We start from the raw sequence: 14252 nt of genomic DNA, 5'->3' as shown, positions 1-14252 counted from the left end.
CGGGCCTCAGATGTCCCGCGCCAGCCCGTTTGCTATGTCCTGATACGTAGCGGCATTTGTGCAGAAGGTATTGTCGACGTTCTTGCGTAGCCTGTCACCGGCGTCGGTGATCCCCTTCTTCAGGTCCCCGCATTGGATGAGCATCTGGTTCGGGCCGTCGCCTTCGAAGTGGGCGATCCTGAACTGGTCGCCCTCGAGCCCGCAGCCCCACGGTGCCGCGGCCAGCGCCTCGCTGATCGCGGCGACCAGCTGCGGCACCTCCCGCTCCCAGTCCTCGGCCATGGTGGACCACTCGGTGATGCCGCGGTCCACGACCGGCTTGACGACGTCCATGCCGTCCCAGGGCTTCAGCGTCGGCCTCCCATCCGCTCGGCGAAGAGGGTCATGGCGGTCTCGAGGTCACCCTCGAGGTGCGCCTTGAACTCCTCCGGGGGGATCACCGGCTCGAAGATCTCGGTGACGCGCTCCTGGGCCCTGGTCGCCGCCCGCCGGGTGGTCTCCGCGATGGTGTCGGCCAGGTGCCGCGCGTCGGGCCGCCGGTAGATGCGCGGGTCGAGGTCGAGCCGGACGAGCTCGCCGCGGGCGCCGACCGTCACCGACACGAGGCCGTCACGTGAGGTCTCGGTGACCTGGATCGCTCTGGCCTTGGCGTGCAGCTCCACCCCCGCGTCCTGGATCTCCTGGAACATGGTGCGCAGCTCGTCGGCGTAGGCCCTCATCCCCGCCACGTCGGGCTGGTCGTGCGACTCCATGACACCCCCAAGACCCATGCCTTCGCGTGAATCTCTCACGACACTGTCGCATTTCCCCATAGTTTCCGTCACATGAACATCAAGAGACAAGAGTGTTGCGTCATATGTGTTCATTTCCGGTATCCAGCGGCGTGGCCTCTTCGCGAAAGTCGATGACCTCCGCGCGGGGCACCCAGAGGCGGTAGACACCCCGCTCGACCCGCTCCAGCCCCAGCGCCCGCGCGGTGAGCACCGACCCGCCCAGGTATTCGAGCAGCACCAGCCCGTCCCGCTCGTCGTGCACGTGGAAACGCTCTCCGCGCCACCGGCACACGGTCGTCACGAACTCCAGGCCGTCACACTCCGTCACGGGCACAGTACGCACGTGACAGCCCGGCTCGACCTCCTCGAAGCCGTCCGCGGGCTCGGGGCTGCGCAGCCGTACCCACAGCTCCAGGGCGTGCGGCTCCGGGCTGGCCACGTAGTCCACCCCCTGCCAGCGGGCCCGGTAGAAGTGCCACGTCATGCCGCCCGCCTGCCCACCAGCAGCCATCGGCGCAGGTCGCCGTGGTACATCGCGCGCCGGTGCTCGGTCCCCTCGAAGGTGAGCTCCCAGATCTCCGAGCCGTGCGGCAGGCCCACGCCGTACACCTTGTACTCGCGGATGACGTGATCGACGCTGGGCACCAGACCCATCCCCACGAACGGCGGCTCCTCGACCACCCAGCCGGCCACCGCCGCCTTGCGCTCCTCGTCGGTCCCGCCGTAGGGGGTGCGGTAGAGGCCGAGACCGACGGGCCGCCAGCGCAGGATGTTCAGGGAGCCGTCCGAGGTCAGCATGCCGGGCTGGCCCAGTGCCTCGGCGAGCACGGCCGGGGTGGCGATGTGGGAGACGTCCAGCGCGTGATGGCAGTAGCCGGACACGCGGGGCTCGCCTGCGGTCAGCAGTCCGTGGACGTCGCCGGGGGACAGCAGCTTCTGGACCACCGGCACCCCTGCCTCGGGGTCGAGGAGCAGGTCCTGCGCCAGCGTCGGCACCGCGAGCCGGGCCACGGTGCCGGACTCCAGCAGGAAGGCGGTCGCCAGGCCGGGGTTGATCGCCAGGCCCCATCGCGGGTCCGGCCAGCCGGCCGCCAGGTCGGGCATCGAGGCGATCCGGCAGTGCGTGGCCACACCCCCGGTGGCCAGGCGCATGGCCTCGACGGAGGTGTAGGCCAGCAGCCAGGTGCGCTCGGGGCCCGTGGCCGTCGCCCAGGCGGGGGCCTCGGTCCCGGCCGCCGCGGCGGCGGTGATCGGCAGTGCCAGGTCGGCGTCGCGGAGCAGGCTGAGGCACAGGGCCTCCTGTCCGTCCTCGCGGGCCGTCAGAAGCCGCTCCTCGAACGGCGTGGCAGGGTGGAGATCACTTGGCGTCATCCGCCCAGTCTGCCCGTGGAGCCGCTGCGGTGGCCCTTCACGTCATGCGCAGGGTCAGTTGGCGCAGTCCTGCTTGTGGAGCGCCAGCGCCATCTCGTACACCTTGCCCTTCTGGAGGAGGAACGAGTAGTAGGCCCCGGGGACGCCGGGGACGTCCACGTACGGGTAGCCGCTCGCGGCCGTCTTCACCTTGGGATAGACCTTCTTGATCTGCTTGTACGTGGAGCCCAGGCCGATGCCCGCCGGCGTCTTGGCGCCCTTCGGAGCGAAGATCATCGCGACGCCGTGCTTCTTGGAGATGTAGAGCCCGACGCCGTCGCCACCGGTCGGATGCGCCTTGAGCTGCCAGCCGGTGCAGGTCTCGGAGTCGAGCCCCTTCTTGTGGGAGATCTTGCCGGTGGCCTGGGCGGCCTTGGCGCTCATCCCCAGCTTCACGCCCCCGTAGCCTGCGGGGCCGAACGTGGTCCCGGAGGTGGCGGCGTGGGCGGCGGGCGCGACGGCGCCCAGCGTCAGGCCGGCCGTCACCAGCGTCGCCAGTGCGGTACGGGTCATCGTGTTTCGGATCATGCACGGTCTGACGGCCGAAGGGGAGAAGAAGTTGTCACCTCGCCCTAGATCGTCGCCGTCTCCGGTAAACAGAGGGTGAGCGCTCCGGGGACGGCCTTGGCCTTGAGCCGGGTGGTGGCCTCGCGTTCTCCGCCGTCCAGCTCGTACGTCAGCGGCGCGCCGAACCGGGCGGACACCTTCCTGGCGCGCGTGATCCGGACGAACGGGGACTCGTCGGAGCGGCCCCCGGCCATCTTGCCGAGCACCCGGGCCCACTGGATCGGCCCCTTGGCGGTGGAGACGCCCACCTCCAGCCAGCCGTCGTCCGGCCGGGCGTCGTCGAACGCGTCGATGCCGCCGGCGATCCTGCTCACGTTGCCCAGCAGCAGGCAGCTCGCGTCGCCCTCGAACCAGGTCGTCCCGTCCACCTTGATCTTCATCGGCACCAGCGGCCCGCCGACGTGCCGGACGGCCGCCTTGACGTAGCTCAGCTTGCCGAGCCGTCTCTTGGCCTGCCCGTCGGCGTCGGAGATCATCTCGGCCTCGAACCCGGCGCCCGCCATGACCGCGAAGTGCTCCCCGTTCAGCAGCCCCAGGTCCAGCTTCTCCCGCCGGCCGTGGAAGCCGATCCGCACCGACTCCTCCAGGTCGACGGGGATGCCGAGATTGGTGGCGAACAGGTTCGCGGTCCCCGCCGGGAGGATCGCCATGGGCACGCCGGTGCCGGCCATCACGTCGGCGCAGCGCTGCACCATGCCGTCGCCGCCCCAGACGAACACCAGGTCGGCGCCCTGCTTGAGCGCCTGGCGGACCTTCTTCGGCGCCTTCCTGCTCTTGGGCACCTCGTACCAGAGGAGATCGCCCACGTTCTGTTCGGTGATGAGCACGCGGAGCCGGTCCAGGCCCGCGCCCAGGATCTTCTTGCGGTGCGCGACGACCGCCACGGTGGGGGACATGCCACCCCGACTACCCTCGCCGCTGTCGTTCAGGCAGGAATCATCTCCGGCCGCCGGGGTAGCCGACCGCGAACGTATCTCGCAGAAAGGGCCCGCAACCATGACGCTTCAACAGCGGAAGGCCCGCGCCGACGGCGACAGCCGCCTGGGGCTGCGCCTGACGCTCGCCAGCCTCGCGGTGGCGCTGGTCATGGTCCCGTTCGGCCTGCTGCTCGTCGTGGCCAAGATGCCGCTCAACGGGCTGGACGCGGGGGTCGCCGCGGATCTGCACGAGTACGCGCTGGCTCATCCGGGCGTGACCCGGCTGCTCATCGTGTGGACGGACCTGTTCGGGCCGTGGCCGTGGCGGATCGCGGTCATCGCGTTCGCCGCCTGGCTGCTGCGCAAGGGGGCGCCGCGGCTGGCCGTCTGGGCGGTCACCACCGTGACCGTGGGCGGGCTGCTCGGCCTCGCGCTGAAGATCGTCGTCGCCCGGGCCAGGCCGCGCCTTCCCGACCCCGTCGCGCTCGCGCCGGGCGACTCCTTCCCCTCGGGCCACGCGGTCAACGTGACGCTCGGCGCCGGAGTGGTCGTCCTTCTCCTGCTGCCGCACCTGCCCCGCTGGGGGCGGTGGGTGGCCTGGTGCGTCGCCTGGTTCCTCGTGCTGTCGGTCGGTTACACGAGGATCGCGCTCGGCGTGCACTGGGTGAGCGACGTGGTGGCGGGGATCGTGCTGGGCGTCGCGGTGGTCGCGGCCACCGCGGCGGGATTCGAGACGTGGCGGCGTGAGGAGGGCCGCAGGCCCGTCTCGCCGCTGGCCGAGGGAGTGGAACCCGAACAGGTGAAGGTGACCCATGACCACAGGAACTGAGCACGTGAAGCACTACGCGCTGACGCTCTTACTGCCGCTGCTCCTGCTGGCGGGCGTGACCTACGGCGTGGGCAAGCTGATCCTCGCCGTGCCGACCGGCGAGGCGGGTGTCAGCCGGGCCCTGGCCGCCGACCGCACCTCGCTGGGGAACACGCTCACCGACTTCGGCAGCAGCCTGTCGGACACCCCGTACATCGTGGCGCTCACCGCGATCGCCGTGATCCTCTTCCGGCTCGCGTACGGGCGATGGCGCGAGTCGGTCTTCCTCGTCGCGGCTGTCTGGAGCCAGTCGCTCGTCTTCCTGGCCGTGACCGAGGTCGTCGGGCGGCACCGGCCGCCGGTGGAGCACCTCGACCCGGCCCCGCCGACCTCCAGCTTCCCGTCGGGACACGTCAGCGCCGCCGTCGCGTTCTACTGCGGGGTCGCGCTCGTCCTGGCCACGCACGTCCGCAACCGGGCGCTCCAGGTGGTGATCTGGGTGGTCGGCATCGCCGCCCCGCTCGCCGTCGCCTTCTCCCGCCTGTACCGCGGCATGCACTTCCTCACCGACATCACCTGGGGGCTGCTGCTCGGCGTCGTCTGCGTCGTGGTGGCCGCCCGCGCGATCCTGTACCGGCGCTCGCGGACACGGGCGCGGGCCTCTGCGCCGCAGGCCGTGCGGGGCGCTCAGTCGTCCATGACGCCGTAGGTCGACGCCCGGAACGCGAAGGAGGCCCAGGAGCGGTAGGGCCGCCACGCCTCGGCCAGCCTCCGGTACGCGGCGGGCGGCGCGTCCTCCGGCAGGCCGTACGCCTCGCGCAGGATGGCGAACAGGCGCGGCTCGTCGCCCGGGAACGCGTCGGGCGCGCCCGCGCCGCGGATGAGGATCAGGCCCGCTGAGAACGGTCCCACGCCGGGCAGGGCGCGCAGCTCGGCCAGGGCCTCCTCCGGGGCGAGCGAGCGCAGGTGCTCGGTGGTGAGGACGCCGTCGAGGGCCGCGCGGGCCAGCCCGCGCAGCCATTCCTCCTTCTGCGCGGGAAGGCCGAGGCCGTCGGCGTCCACCAGCGTCATGGGCGGCGGGAACGCCGTGTACGTCCGATCGTCCGCGGTGACCCGCGCGCCGTACCGCTCGGCGATGCGCTGCTTGATCCGGGAGGCGATCAGCATCGACGAGCGCTGCACGATCACCGCCCAGCACGCCGCCTCCCACGGGCTCCAGAAGCACACCGGCCGCAGCCCGGGACGGCGCCGCTGCAGGTCGCCGAGCACCGGGTCGGCCTCGCCGACCTTGGCGAAGCCGGCGCCGTCCACGTCGAGGGACAGGATGCGGGCCACCTCACCCCGGATGCCCGGCCCCGCGGCCCGCGTCGTGGCCACGGCGACCCCGCCCGGCGCGGCGGTCACGCTCACGCCGATCGGCAGCCAGTCGGCCTCCGCGCAGTAGGCGAAGCGCAGCGCCCGCCCGTCGGAGGGCAGCGCGCTGGTGGCCGGCCAGTCCTCGACGAAACGCAACGAGGCCCCGAAGTCGAACGGCCCCTCGGCGGTGAGCGTGAATCGGTGCGTCGTCATGCGCGCATGCTATGAGGCGTCAGGCCAGGGGATGAGCGTTTCGCCGTCGCGACGGCTCGGACGGGGTCAGGAAGCGTAGAGGCCGGCCAAGCGGCGGACGTCGGCGCGGATCGTCCGCCGCAGCAACCACCTCAGCGCCGGCTCCAGCAACCTCTCGGAGGTCGCGCGTGGGGTGACGCGCACGTGGAAGGTGAAGCGGCAGCGGTTCTCGCCGAGCGGCTCGACGAGCCTGCCGCCCTCGGCGTCGATCCCCGAGGTGGTGCGCCAGGCGAACGAGCGGCCCGGCTCCACCTCGATGACCTCGCCGCCGTTGCGGTAGGTCCGGCCCGCGAACCGCATCACCTCGGCGGTGGTCGTGCCCACCCGGACGATGCCTTCGGGGCGCGGCGCCATCGTCTCCACGCCCTTGCGCCAGCGTGGGTCCTGGCCGTAGTCGGCGACGACCGCCCACACACGCGCGGCCGGGCAGGCGATCTCACCGTCCTCCTGAAGCTCGATCACCCGGCGATGATAGGGGGTTGGCCGAGATGCCGGTGAACGGGCGGTTTCACCCACGCGGGAGGGTCACGCGCCAGGCGTGGGGGGCCACGGTCCAGGTGCGGGCGGTGTACGGGCCGATCAGCTCGCCGTCCGCGTTGACGCGCACCGGGGGGCCGGACAGGCGGACGCGTGAGCCGCGGACCGTCACGACGTCCGTCCCGCTGGTGTGCCGCCCCAGTTTCAGCAACACGGCGTAGCACAGGCGGCGGAGCGGGCCCGTGGCGAAGGAGACCATCACGTCGGCGACCCGGTCGGCGGGGCCGGCGTCGGGGGTGATGGGCGTGCCGCCGCCGATGGTGCGGCCGTTGCCGATGCCGACCATGAGCACCCGGCGGCGCCCGTCCGCGATCACCTCGCCGTCCACCTCCACCCGCAGCGGCACGCCACGGGTCCGCACACCGGCGATCACGCTGCCGGCCGCGTACGCGAAGCGCCGTAGGTACGGCTTGAGCGGCTGGGCCGTGCGCGCGGCCTCGACCCCGACCCCGGCGTGCACGGCGTTGACCACGACGCCCCCCTCGTCGTCGCGCAGCAGGTCGAGCGCGCGTGGCTCCCCGGTGGCCGCCACCCGGGCCGCCCGCACCGGGTCGAGCGGCAGGCCCAGGGCGCGGGCCAGGTCGTTGCCGGTGCCCATGGGGACCAGCCCGACCGTCCGGGAGTCCAGCTCGCCCCGCTCGGCCAGCGCCGCCACCAGGCAGTGCAGCGAGCCGTCCCCGCCGAGCACCACCGGGTCGCGCCCGCGATGCTCCCCCAGCAGGCCGGGCAGCTCGGACGGGTCCTTGATCCGGGCCTCCACGGTGTCGGCGTGCCGGGTCAGCTCGGACAGGACCTCGGACAGCACGTCCTCATCCGTGCCTCCGGCCGAGGAGTTGACGATGGCCAGCAGTCGGCGCACGAGTGCTCCCTTCTCACCCGCCGCCGTCTACCCCGTTCCGCGCCCGAGAGTCCCCTCGAGGGCGAAGCGGCCGTCAGGTGCGCCGGGCCGGCCTCGGCGCCGCGCGCCTGCTCGGGGGCCGCTCGACCAGGGTGGCGCCCGTCTCGGCCTCCAGCGCGGGGGCGTACCCGGCGGCGCGCAGCGCGTCGAGTGTCTCGCGTTCCGGGCACGCGCTGATGAGCACGGTCGGCGCGATCAGGCGCAGACCGAGCTTCCGCAACGCCTTGGCGCGGACGAGCTCGGCGAGAAGAGCCTCGTCGTCGGAGCGGACGCAGCACCCGGATCTGACCACCCGCATCCGCCCGTGGGTCCGGCCGACATCCTTGACCAGGTACTCGAGCGGCTGGGGAAGGTCGTCCTGCGACACGGCGCGGAGTCGTTCGAGGAGCTCGCCGGCCTCGTGGCCCGCGTCGAGCGCGTGCCGCACCGAAGCGGTTCCGATACGCCACACGACCGCGTGTCCCTCCGATTCACGGACGCCGACCACGTCCAGCAGCGACGACAGCGCGGAGGTGGGCGTGCCCGCCACCACGGCCGTCAGGTCGCTCTGGAAGCGGGCCCTGGCCTGCGGCGGCGGCAGCATCCCGGTCAGAACGGGCTCCAGGGCCGTGGCCGGCTTCCTCCACGCCTGGCCGGTGCGCAGCAGGTCGAGCACGGCACGGCCGAGCCCGGTCAGCGCGCCCTGTCCGGTGACGCCGAGGAGCTCGGCCTCGCGGAGCGTGGCCTCGATCCGGTGAGGGGCGCTGACGCCGTCGCCCATCCTCAGGGGGCGGTGCCAGGTCGCGGCGGCCAGCACGTACGGCACCGCGTCGGCGGCGCGCCGTCCCGGGGCGGCGGCCAGCGCCTCCAGCGTCGCGTAACGCAGGCCGACGGCGTCGAGGTCGTCGGGCTCGGCCAGGGCGACGGGCGTCACCTCCGGGTCGGGCCACCACAGCGGGATGTCGCGGCAGGTGGCCCAGGCGATCACGATCGGCGCCAGCCGGCGGCCGGGAGGCCATGACAGCCACCGGTCGTACGCGCTGGTGGGCAGCACCACGTGGACGGGGTCAGGCGCTCTGCCGCGGCGGCGAGCGGGCGGCTCGACGGGCTCGGCCTGCACGCCCAGCAGCCCGGCCTGGACGCACAGGTCCAGCATCAGGCGGGTCACGTCCTCCGGCTGCCCGATGCTCTTGGCCAGCCGCCTGGTGTCGCGGACCGCGATGCCGCCGTTCTTGCGCACGGACAGCGGCTGCTCCGCGCACCTGGCGAGCAGCCGTTCGAGCCGCCAGGACAGCGCGCCGAGCGCGGCCTGCGCGGCGCCCTCGGCCCCGTCGGCCGCAGGCAGCTCGCCAGGGGCGGGAGGTTCCGGCGTGAACGTGGCCAGGGCCTCTCCGCGGACCACGATCGCCACCTCGGCCGGCAGCTCGGCCACGCCCGGCACACCGGACGGGAGCAGGAGCCCGCGGGCCGCCAGCCAGTCGGCGCCGTCGTGCCCGGATCCTCCCGGGTGGAAGACGTACTTGTCGCCGAAGGTGTAGCCGTGCGGTCCCGCGGGATGGAAGCAGCCGGCCTCGATCAGGGGGCCTTCGTGCGCCAGCCGGTCCAGAAGGGTCCTGGCGGAGCCGGGCGCCGCTTCCAGCAGGGCGTGCAGCCGGGCCGGGTCGGTCAGGCAGGCGACCACCTCCCGCTCGGCGGCCTGCCGGTTCGGCGCCTTGGCCAGCCCGAGCGCGGCGGCCGTCCGGTGAACCTCCTGCGCGCTGAAGTGGCGGGCGATGAGCTGCCCTGCCGGGCGGCCCAGACCCATGATCTCCGCCAGGTGCCGGTGCACGAAGGCCGGCGCGAGGACCAGGTCGCCGTGCGGCGGCAGCAGCAGGGCCTGGTCCGCCAGCCGCTCCAGGGCCGCCCGCGCCTGCTCGCGCAGGTCCGGGTCCTGGCCGGCCAGGAGGCCGACCACCTCGGTCCGCGGCACCGCGCGCTCAGCGGGATCGGGCGTCTGCCAGCGGTCGCCGGACAGGGGGCCGTGCGCCTGGGCGGCCAGCCACGCCACCGCTCCGAGCGCCTGGAGCTCCGGGAGGGTGCAGAACGTGGCGAGCTGCGCCGTCACCTGTTCGATCGTGAGGTGGTGGGCCAGCTGCTGTGGCGAAAGGTCGCGTCCACGCCGCAGTCCGGCCCGAGCCGCCAGGAGTTCGAGCTGGCCTTCCGTTCGGGTGGCCAGCCATTCGATCAGGGCGTTGTCTCGCGACATGGCCAAGAGCCTAACGCCGGAATGCGCCGCTCCCTGTGAACTTAGGCAAGTGCTAGGGGTATCGATGGTAGGATAAGCAGCATGAGTGAGGCTACTCGGAAGTACTCCATCACCATGCCTCGCGACATCGCGGAGGCGGCTCGCACGCGCAGCGGTCCGTCGGGTCTGTCGGCATACGTGGCGGCCGCCGTCGCCCGCCAGATCGAACGGGACGACCTCAACGAGCTCATATCCGTGGCTGAGGCCGAGCACGGTCCTGTCACGGAGGAAGAGATCCAGGAGAGACGCCAGCGGCTGCAGTACGCCCGCGAGCGGCAGGGCGGTTCGGGCACGAACGCCGCATGACGCGCGCCACGGCCGTGCCGGGAGGCACGCTCGTGCTCGACGGCGAAGGACTGGCGAAGGCCGTGCTGCGCGATCGCGATGTGACCGCGTGGCTGGCCCTGGCGAGGGCCGACGATCTCCGTGTGATCACGAGCGCGGCCACCCTGGTCGAGGTGGTCCACCCCCGGATCAGGCGAACGGCGCTCGAATGGACGCTGTCTCGCATCGTGGTCGAGCCTGTCACCGAGGCCATCGCCCGCCGGGCCGCGGCCCTGCTGTCGGAGCAAGGCCTGGACGGTCACAAGCACGCCATCGTCGCGATGCTCTGCGCCACCGCCCTCGCCGCTCCGGGACCGGTCACGGCCCTCACCTCGGACCCCGAAGACCTCGCGAACCTGTGTGGAGGGCACGTCACCCTCGTCAAAGTGTGATCAGTCCTCCGGACGGCGTCAGGCCGGGCCGATGTTCCAGGTGCGCAGCGTGCGGTCCTCGGTGACGCCCGTCACCACCGGGAGGCCGGTGGCCCGGGCCATGGTGGCCGTGAGGATCGGGCCGCCGGGGCCCGGCCCGAGGGCGCCGATGACCTCTCCGTCGGTGAGGTTCCAGACGCGGACGAGGACGTCGCCGCCGGACGGGGTGTGCACGGCGACCGCGATGGGGACGTCGCCGCTGCGGCCCGTGGCGAGCGCGGCCACGCCCCGGTCGTCGGGGCTCTGCTCGCTGAACCTCCACTTCTTGCGGCGCTTGCCGGTGGCCAGGTCGTACACGCGGAGGGTGGCGTCCAGGTGGGCGGAGACCAGGACGGCCTTGCCGTCGATCTCGTCGCAGGCCAGCCGCTGGACGCCGCCGATCTCGCCGGTGACGAACGTGCCTGTCACCTTGCCGTCCGACAGCCGCCGCACCCGGATCCGGTTGTTGCCGTCGCCGGTGACCAGCACGGGCTTCCCGCCGAGCGTGCCGAAGGCCAGGCAGTCGACGCCCTGGAAGTGGTCGGTGATCGTGGGCCCGATCTGCTTGCCGGTGGTGATGTCCCACAGCCGTACGACGCCGTAGAGGTCGGTCTGGCCGTCGTACTTCTGCGACACCGCGACAGGGCGGCCGGCGACGGTGACCCCGATGACGGGGTCGGTGGCGCGATGGTCGGCCAGGCTCTCGCCCGTCAGGCTCCACAGGCGCATCCGGCCGTCGTCGTGGCCGGAGGCGACGACGGGACTGCCGTCCCGCTCGCCGCACGCCACCGCGGTCACCGAGGCGCCGCCGTCGCCGAGGCGGGTGGCCGCCGCCTGGGCGGTGTCCCAGGCGAGCACGGTGCCCTTGTCGGTGCCGCAGGCCACCAGGGCGCCGGTGGCGGTGAGCACGGTGGCCGTGCCCCACTCCTCGGTGAGGGCGACGGGGCGCGTGAGGGCCGTACCGAACGGCTGCGACGTGGGCGTCGCGCTGGGGGAGGAGGAGGCACTGGGCGTGGGTGTCCCGGTCGGGGACGGCCGGACGGCCTGGTTGCGGCGCCCGAGCACGGCGAGCGCGGAGACGGCCGCGGCGGCGGTGACCGCGGCCCCGCCGATCAGGGCCCGCCGGCTGAACGTCCTTGGCCGGCTCGGCTCGGTCGCCGCCTCCCGGATGTCCGAGGCCACCCCGATGCCTGGGGGCGGGGGGACGGGGACGGGGTCCGCCGTTCCCGGCCCGGTACCGATCAGCCGTTGCAGCAGCTCGGGAGCCGTCGGCCGGGCCGCCGGGTCCTTGGACAGGCACTCCTGGATCGGTCCCGCGAGGCGGGGCGGAACGCCGGTCAGGTCGGGGTCCCTGCTGAGGATGCCGTTCAGGAGAGCCGGCACCGTCTCACCCGGAAAGGGTGGATGCCCGGTCGCGGCGAACACCATCGTGCCCGCCCAGCTGAACAGGTCCGACGGCGCCCCGACCCGCTCGCCCCTGAACTGCTCGGGCGACATGTACGCGGGAGTGCCGACCGGGCCGGAGGCGAGGGTGGTGGCGTCCAGCGCCTTGGCGATGCCGAAGTCGATGACGATCGGCCCCTCGGGCCCCATCAGCACGTTGCCCGGCTTGAAGTCGCGGTGCGCGATCCCGGCGTCGTGGATCGCGGCCAGCGCGGTGAGCGTCGAGATCGCCAGCCGGTCGAGCGCCCCTCCGCTCCGCGGGCCCTCGGCGCGGACGACAGCCTGGAGGGTGTCGCCGGGGACGTACTCGCTCACGATGTACGGCCGGTCGCCCAGCATCCCCATGTCGAGCACGGTGGCGGTGCAGAACGCGGCCACCCGGCGCGCCGCCTCCACCTCCCGCAGGAAGCCCTTGGCGGCGGCGTCGTCCTGGCTCAGATGGCTGTGCACGACCTTGACCGCGACGTCGCCGCCGCCGTCGCCCACGCCCCGGTAGACGACGCCCTGGCCGCCGGAGCCGAGCACGCCGACGAGCCGGTACGCGCCGATCCGCTCGGGGTCGCCTGGCCGGAGCGGGCGTGAACCCGGCATCCCGCTCCCTTCCCGGACGTGCTGTGATCTGTGGGGCGATCCACACCCTAGGGCCGCACGGCCTTCCCCCGGAAGCGGGGTCAGCCGGCGTGCTGGAGATCCCGCCTGAGCCGGACGCGCTGTCCCCCGGCCTGCCGAATAGGGAGATGTGGGAGGATCCGGGCGTGGGAAGCGTGCGGGCGGTCAAGGGCGCGCTGCTCGTCGCGGGGACGTCCTCCGACGCGGGCAAGAGCGTGGTGACCGCCGGAATCTGCAGGTGGCTGGCCCGTCAGGGAGTCCGCGTGGCGCCGTTCAAGGCGCAGAACATGTCGCTGAACTCCTACGTCACGGTCGACGGCGCCGAGATCGGGCGGGCCCAGGCGGTGCAGGCGCAGGCGGCCGGCGTCGAGCCGGACGCCGACATGAACCCCGTCCTGCTCAAGCCGGGCAGCGACCGCCGCAGCCAGGTCGTGCTGCTCGGCCGGCCCGTCGCCGACGTCGACGCGATGGAGTACGGCCGGGTGCGCGACATGCTGCGCGCCACCGCGCTGCGCTCCCTGGACCGCCTCAGGAGCCGGTACGACGTCGTGGTCTGCGAGGGCGCCGGCAGCCCCGCCGAGATCAACCTGCGGCGCGGCGACCTGGCCAACATGGGGCTGGCCCGGGCCGCCGGCCTGCCCGTGATCGTGGTGGGCGACATCGACAGGGGAGGGGTGTTCGCCTCCTTCTACGGCACGGTCGGGCTCCTGGAGGCGGCCGACCAGGCGCTGGTGGCCGGGTTCGTGGTGAACAAGTTCCGCGGGGCGCCCGAGCTGCTGCGGCCCGGCCTCGACCAGATCCGGGCGCTGACGGGCCGCGAGGTGTACGGCGTGCTGCCGTGGGCCGACGGCATGTGGCTGGACGTCGAGGACTCCCTTGCGCTGGACTCGCGCCCGGCGGTCGGGCGGGAGCCGTACGGGCGGCAGACGCTGCGCGTGGCCGTGGTCCGCCTGCCGCGGATGTCGAACTTCACCGACGTGGACGCGCTGGCGGCCGAGCCGGGGGTGGTGGTGCGGTTCGTCACGGCCGCGGCCGACCTCGACGACGCCGACCTGGTGATCCTGCCCGGCTCGCGGGCCACGGTCGACGACCTGGACTGGCTGCGCCGCACCGGACTGGCCGCCGCGCTGCTGGCGCGCAAGGGGCCGATCCTCGGCGTCTGCGGCGGCTTCCAGATGCTCGGCCGGGAGATCGTGGACGAGGTCGAGTCGGGCGCGGGCCGGGTGGACGGGCTCGGGATGCTGCCGGTGCGGTTCGCGTTCGTCCCGGACAAGGTGCTCGGCCGGCCCTCCGGGCACGCCTACGGCCGGCCGGTCACCGCGTACGAGATCCACCACGGCGTCCCGTCGGTGGAGGGCGGCGAGCCGTTCCTGGACGGCTGCCGCGTCGCGAACGTCTGGGGCACCACCTGGCACGGCGCGCTGGAGAACGACGGCTTCCGGCGCGCCTTCCTCGCGGACGTGGCCCGGGAGGCGGGGCGCGACTTCACGCCCGCGCCGGGCACGGACTTCGCCCGGCTGCGCGAGGAGCGCCTGGACGCGCTGGGCGACCTCGTGGAGCGGCACGTCGACACGACGGCCCTGCTGCGCCTCATCGAGCACGGCCCGCCGGAGCTGCCGTTCCTCCCGCCGGGCGCTCCCGACCCCGTCCCGTAGGCGCGCGGCGGTTGTGCGCCGCGCTCACCC

General features: G+C 73.3%; 16 protein-coding genes. 5 read left to right on the top strand and 11 right to left on the bottom strand.

Going from position 1 to position 14252, the window contains the following annotated elements; translation table 11 throughout:
- Nucleotides 1-6: 6 nt before the first annotated feature.
- The 6 genes from AB0H64_RS15900 to AB0H64_RS15875 all read right to left on the bottom strand — a co-directional run bounded on the left by AB0H64_RS15900 (nucleotide 7) and on the right by AB0H64_RS15875 (nucleotide 3646).
- Nucleotides 7-333 carry a hypothetical protein gene (locus tag AB0H64_RS15900; protein WP_357624394.1) on the bottom strand — a complete coding sequence of 109 codons (327 nt, stop codon included), beginning with the start codon at nucleotides 331-333 and terminating at the stop codon, nucleotides 7-9.
- A 14-nt stretch (nucleotides 334-347) separates the two neighbouring features.
- Nucleotides 348-752 carry a YbaB/EbfC family nucleoid-associated protein gene (locus AB0H64_RS15895; protein ID WP_357624392.1) on the bottom strand — a complete coding sequence of 135 codons (405 nt, stop codon included), beginning with the start codon at nucleotides 750-752 and terminating at the stop codon, nucleotides 348-350.
- 100 nt (nucleotides 753-852) lie between these two features.
- Entirely contained in the window at nucleotides 853-1257 is a 405-nt protein-coding gene (locus AB0H64_RS15890) for a hypothetical protein (protein ID WP_357624389.1), read from the bottom strand.
- Entirely contained in the window at nucleotides 1254-2144 is an 891-nt protein-coding gene (locus tag AB0H64_RS15885) for an SseB family protein (protein ID WP_357624386.1), read from the bottom strand. Before AB0H64_RS15885 ends, AB0H64_RS15890 begins: the two co-directional genes overlap by 4 nt.
- Nucleotides 2145-2198: 54 nt before the next feature.
- Complete coding sequence (locus AB0H64_RS15880; protein WP_357624383.1) at nucleotides 2199-2696, bottom strand: hypothetical protein; 498 nt, start codon at nucleotides 2694-2696, stop codon at nucleotides 2199-2201.
- A 59-nt stretch (nucleotides 2697-2755) separates the two neighbouring features.
- Nucleotides 2756-3646: a diacylglycerol kinase family protein gene (locus AB0H64_RS15875; RefSeq protein ID WP_357624380.1), complete on the bottom strand. Its 891-nt coding sequence runs from the start codon at nucleotides 3644-3646 to the stop codon at nucleotides 2756-2758.
- Between the two features lie 100 nt (nucleotides 3647-3746).
- On the opposite strand from AB0H64_RS15875, the gene AB0H64_RS15870 reads away from it, so the two are divergent.
- Both AB0H64_RS15870 and AB0H64_RS15865 read left to right on the top strand, forming a co-directional pair.
- Entirely contained in the window at nucleotides 3747-4496 is a 750-nt protein-coding gene (locus tag AB0H64_RS15870; protein ID WP_357624377.1) for a phosphatase PAP2 family protein, read from the top strand.
- Nucleotides 4480-5184 (top strand): phosphatase PAP2 family protein, encoded by a 705-nt coding sequence (locus tag AB0H64_RS15865; protein ID WP_357624374.1) that lies wholly within the window; start codon nucleotides 4480-4482, stop codon nucleotides 5182-5184. The genes AB0H64_RS15870 and AB0H64_RS15865 overlap by 17 nt, the downstream gene beginning before the upstream one ends.
- Here the strand turns inward: AB0H64_RS15865 and AB0H64_RS15860 are convergent.
- From AB0H64_RS15860 to AB0H64_RS15845, 4 genes are all read right to left on the bottom strand, one after another.
- Entirely contained in the window at nucleotides 5163-6044 is an 882-nt protein-coding gene (locus AB0H64_RS15860; protein ID WP_357624371.1) for a hypothetical protein, read from the bottom strand. The genes AB0H64_RS15865 and AB0H64_RS15860 overlap by 22 nt on opposite strands.
- Nucleotides 6045-6110: 66 nt before the next feature.
- Nucleotides 6111-6545, bottom strand: coding sequence for an SRPBCC family protein (locus AB0H64_RS15855; RefSeq protein WP_357624368.1), 435 nt, complete (start codon nucleotides 6543-6545; stop codon nucleotides 6111-6113).
- 46 nt (nucleotides 6546-6591) lie between these two features.
- On the bottom strand, nucleotides 6592-7479 hold the full coding sequence (locus AB0H64_RS15850) for a diacylglycerol kinase family protein (protein WP_357624365.1): 888 nt from the start codon (nucleotides 7477-7479) through the stop codon (nucleotides 6592-6594).
- A gap of 73 nt (nucleotides 7480-7552) precedes the next feature.
- Nucleotides 7553-9742 (bottom strand): helicase-associated domain-containing protein, encoded by a 2190-nt coding sequence (locus AB0H64_RS15845; protein ID WP_357624362.1) that lies wholly within the window; start codon nucleotides 9740-9742, stop codon nucleotides 7553-7555.
- Nucleotides 9743-9823: 81 nt separating this feature from the next.
- Between AB0H64_RS15845 and AB0H64_RS15840 the strand changes: the two genes are divergently transcribed.
- Together AB0H64_RS15840 and AB0H64_RS15835 are read left to right on the top strand one after the other, a co-directional pair.
- Nucleotides 9824-10087, top strand: a complete 264-nt coding sequence (locus AB0H64_RS15840; RefSeq protein WP_357624359.1) for a CopG family transcriptional regulator — start codon at nucleotides 9824-9826, stop codon at nucleotides 10085-10087.
- On the top strand, nucleotides 10084-10497 hold the full coding sequence (locus AB0H64_RS15835) for a DNA-binding protein (RefSeq protein WP_357624357.1): 414 nt from the start codon (nucleotides 10084-10086) through the stop codon (nucleotides 10495-10497). The genes AB0H64_RS15840 and AB0H64_RS15835 overlap by 4 nt, the downstream gene beginning before the upstream one ends.
- A gap of 18 nt (nucleotides 10498-10515) precedes the next feature.
- Here AB0H64_RS15835 and AB0H64_RS15830 read toward each other — a convergent pair whose 3' ends face one another.
- Nucleotides 10516-12549, bottom strand: coding sequence for a serine/threonine-protein kinase (locus tag AB0H64_RS15830; RefSeq protein ID WP_357624354.1), 2034 nt, complete (start codon nucleotides 12547-12549; stop codon nucleotides 10516-10518).
- A gap of 146 nt (nucleotides 12550-12695) precedes the next feature.
- Here AB0H64_RS15830 and AB0H64_RS15825 point away from each other — a divergent pair, with 146 nt between their 5' ends.
- Complete coding sequence (locus AB0H64_RS15825; RefSeq protein ID WP_357624550.1) at nucleotides 12696-14222, top strand: cobyric acid synthase; 1527 nt, start codon at nucleotides 12696-12698, stop codon at nucleotides 14220-14222.
- Nucleotides 14223-14252: the final 30 nt, after the last annotated feature.

It is taken from the genome of Nonomuraea sp. NPDC050733 (genome assembly GCF_040654215.1).
In the GTDB taxonomy this organism is placed as follows: Bacteria; Actinomycetota; Actinomycetes; order Streptosporangiales; family Streptosporangiaceae; genus Nonomuraea.
Note: the sequence above shows the minus strand (reverse complement) of the source record. Positions and strands in the feature narration are given on the sequence as shown.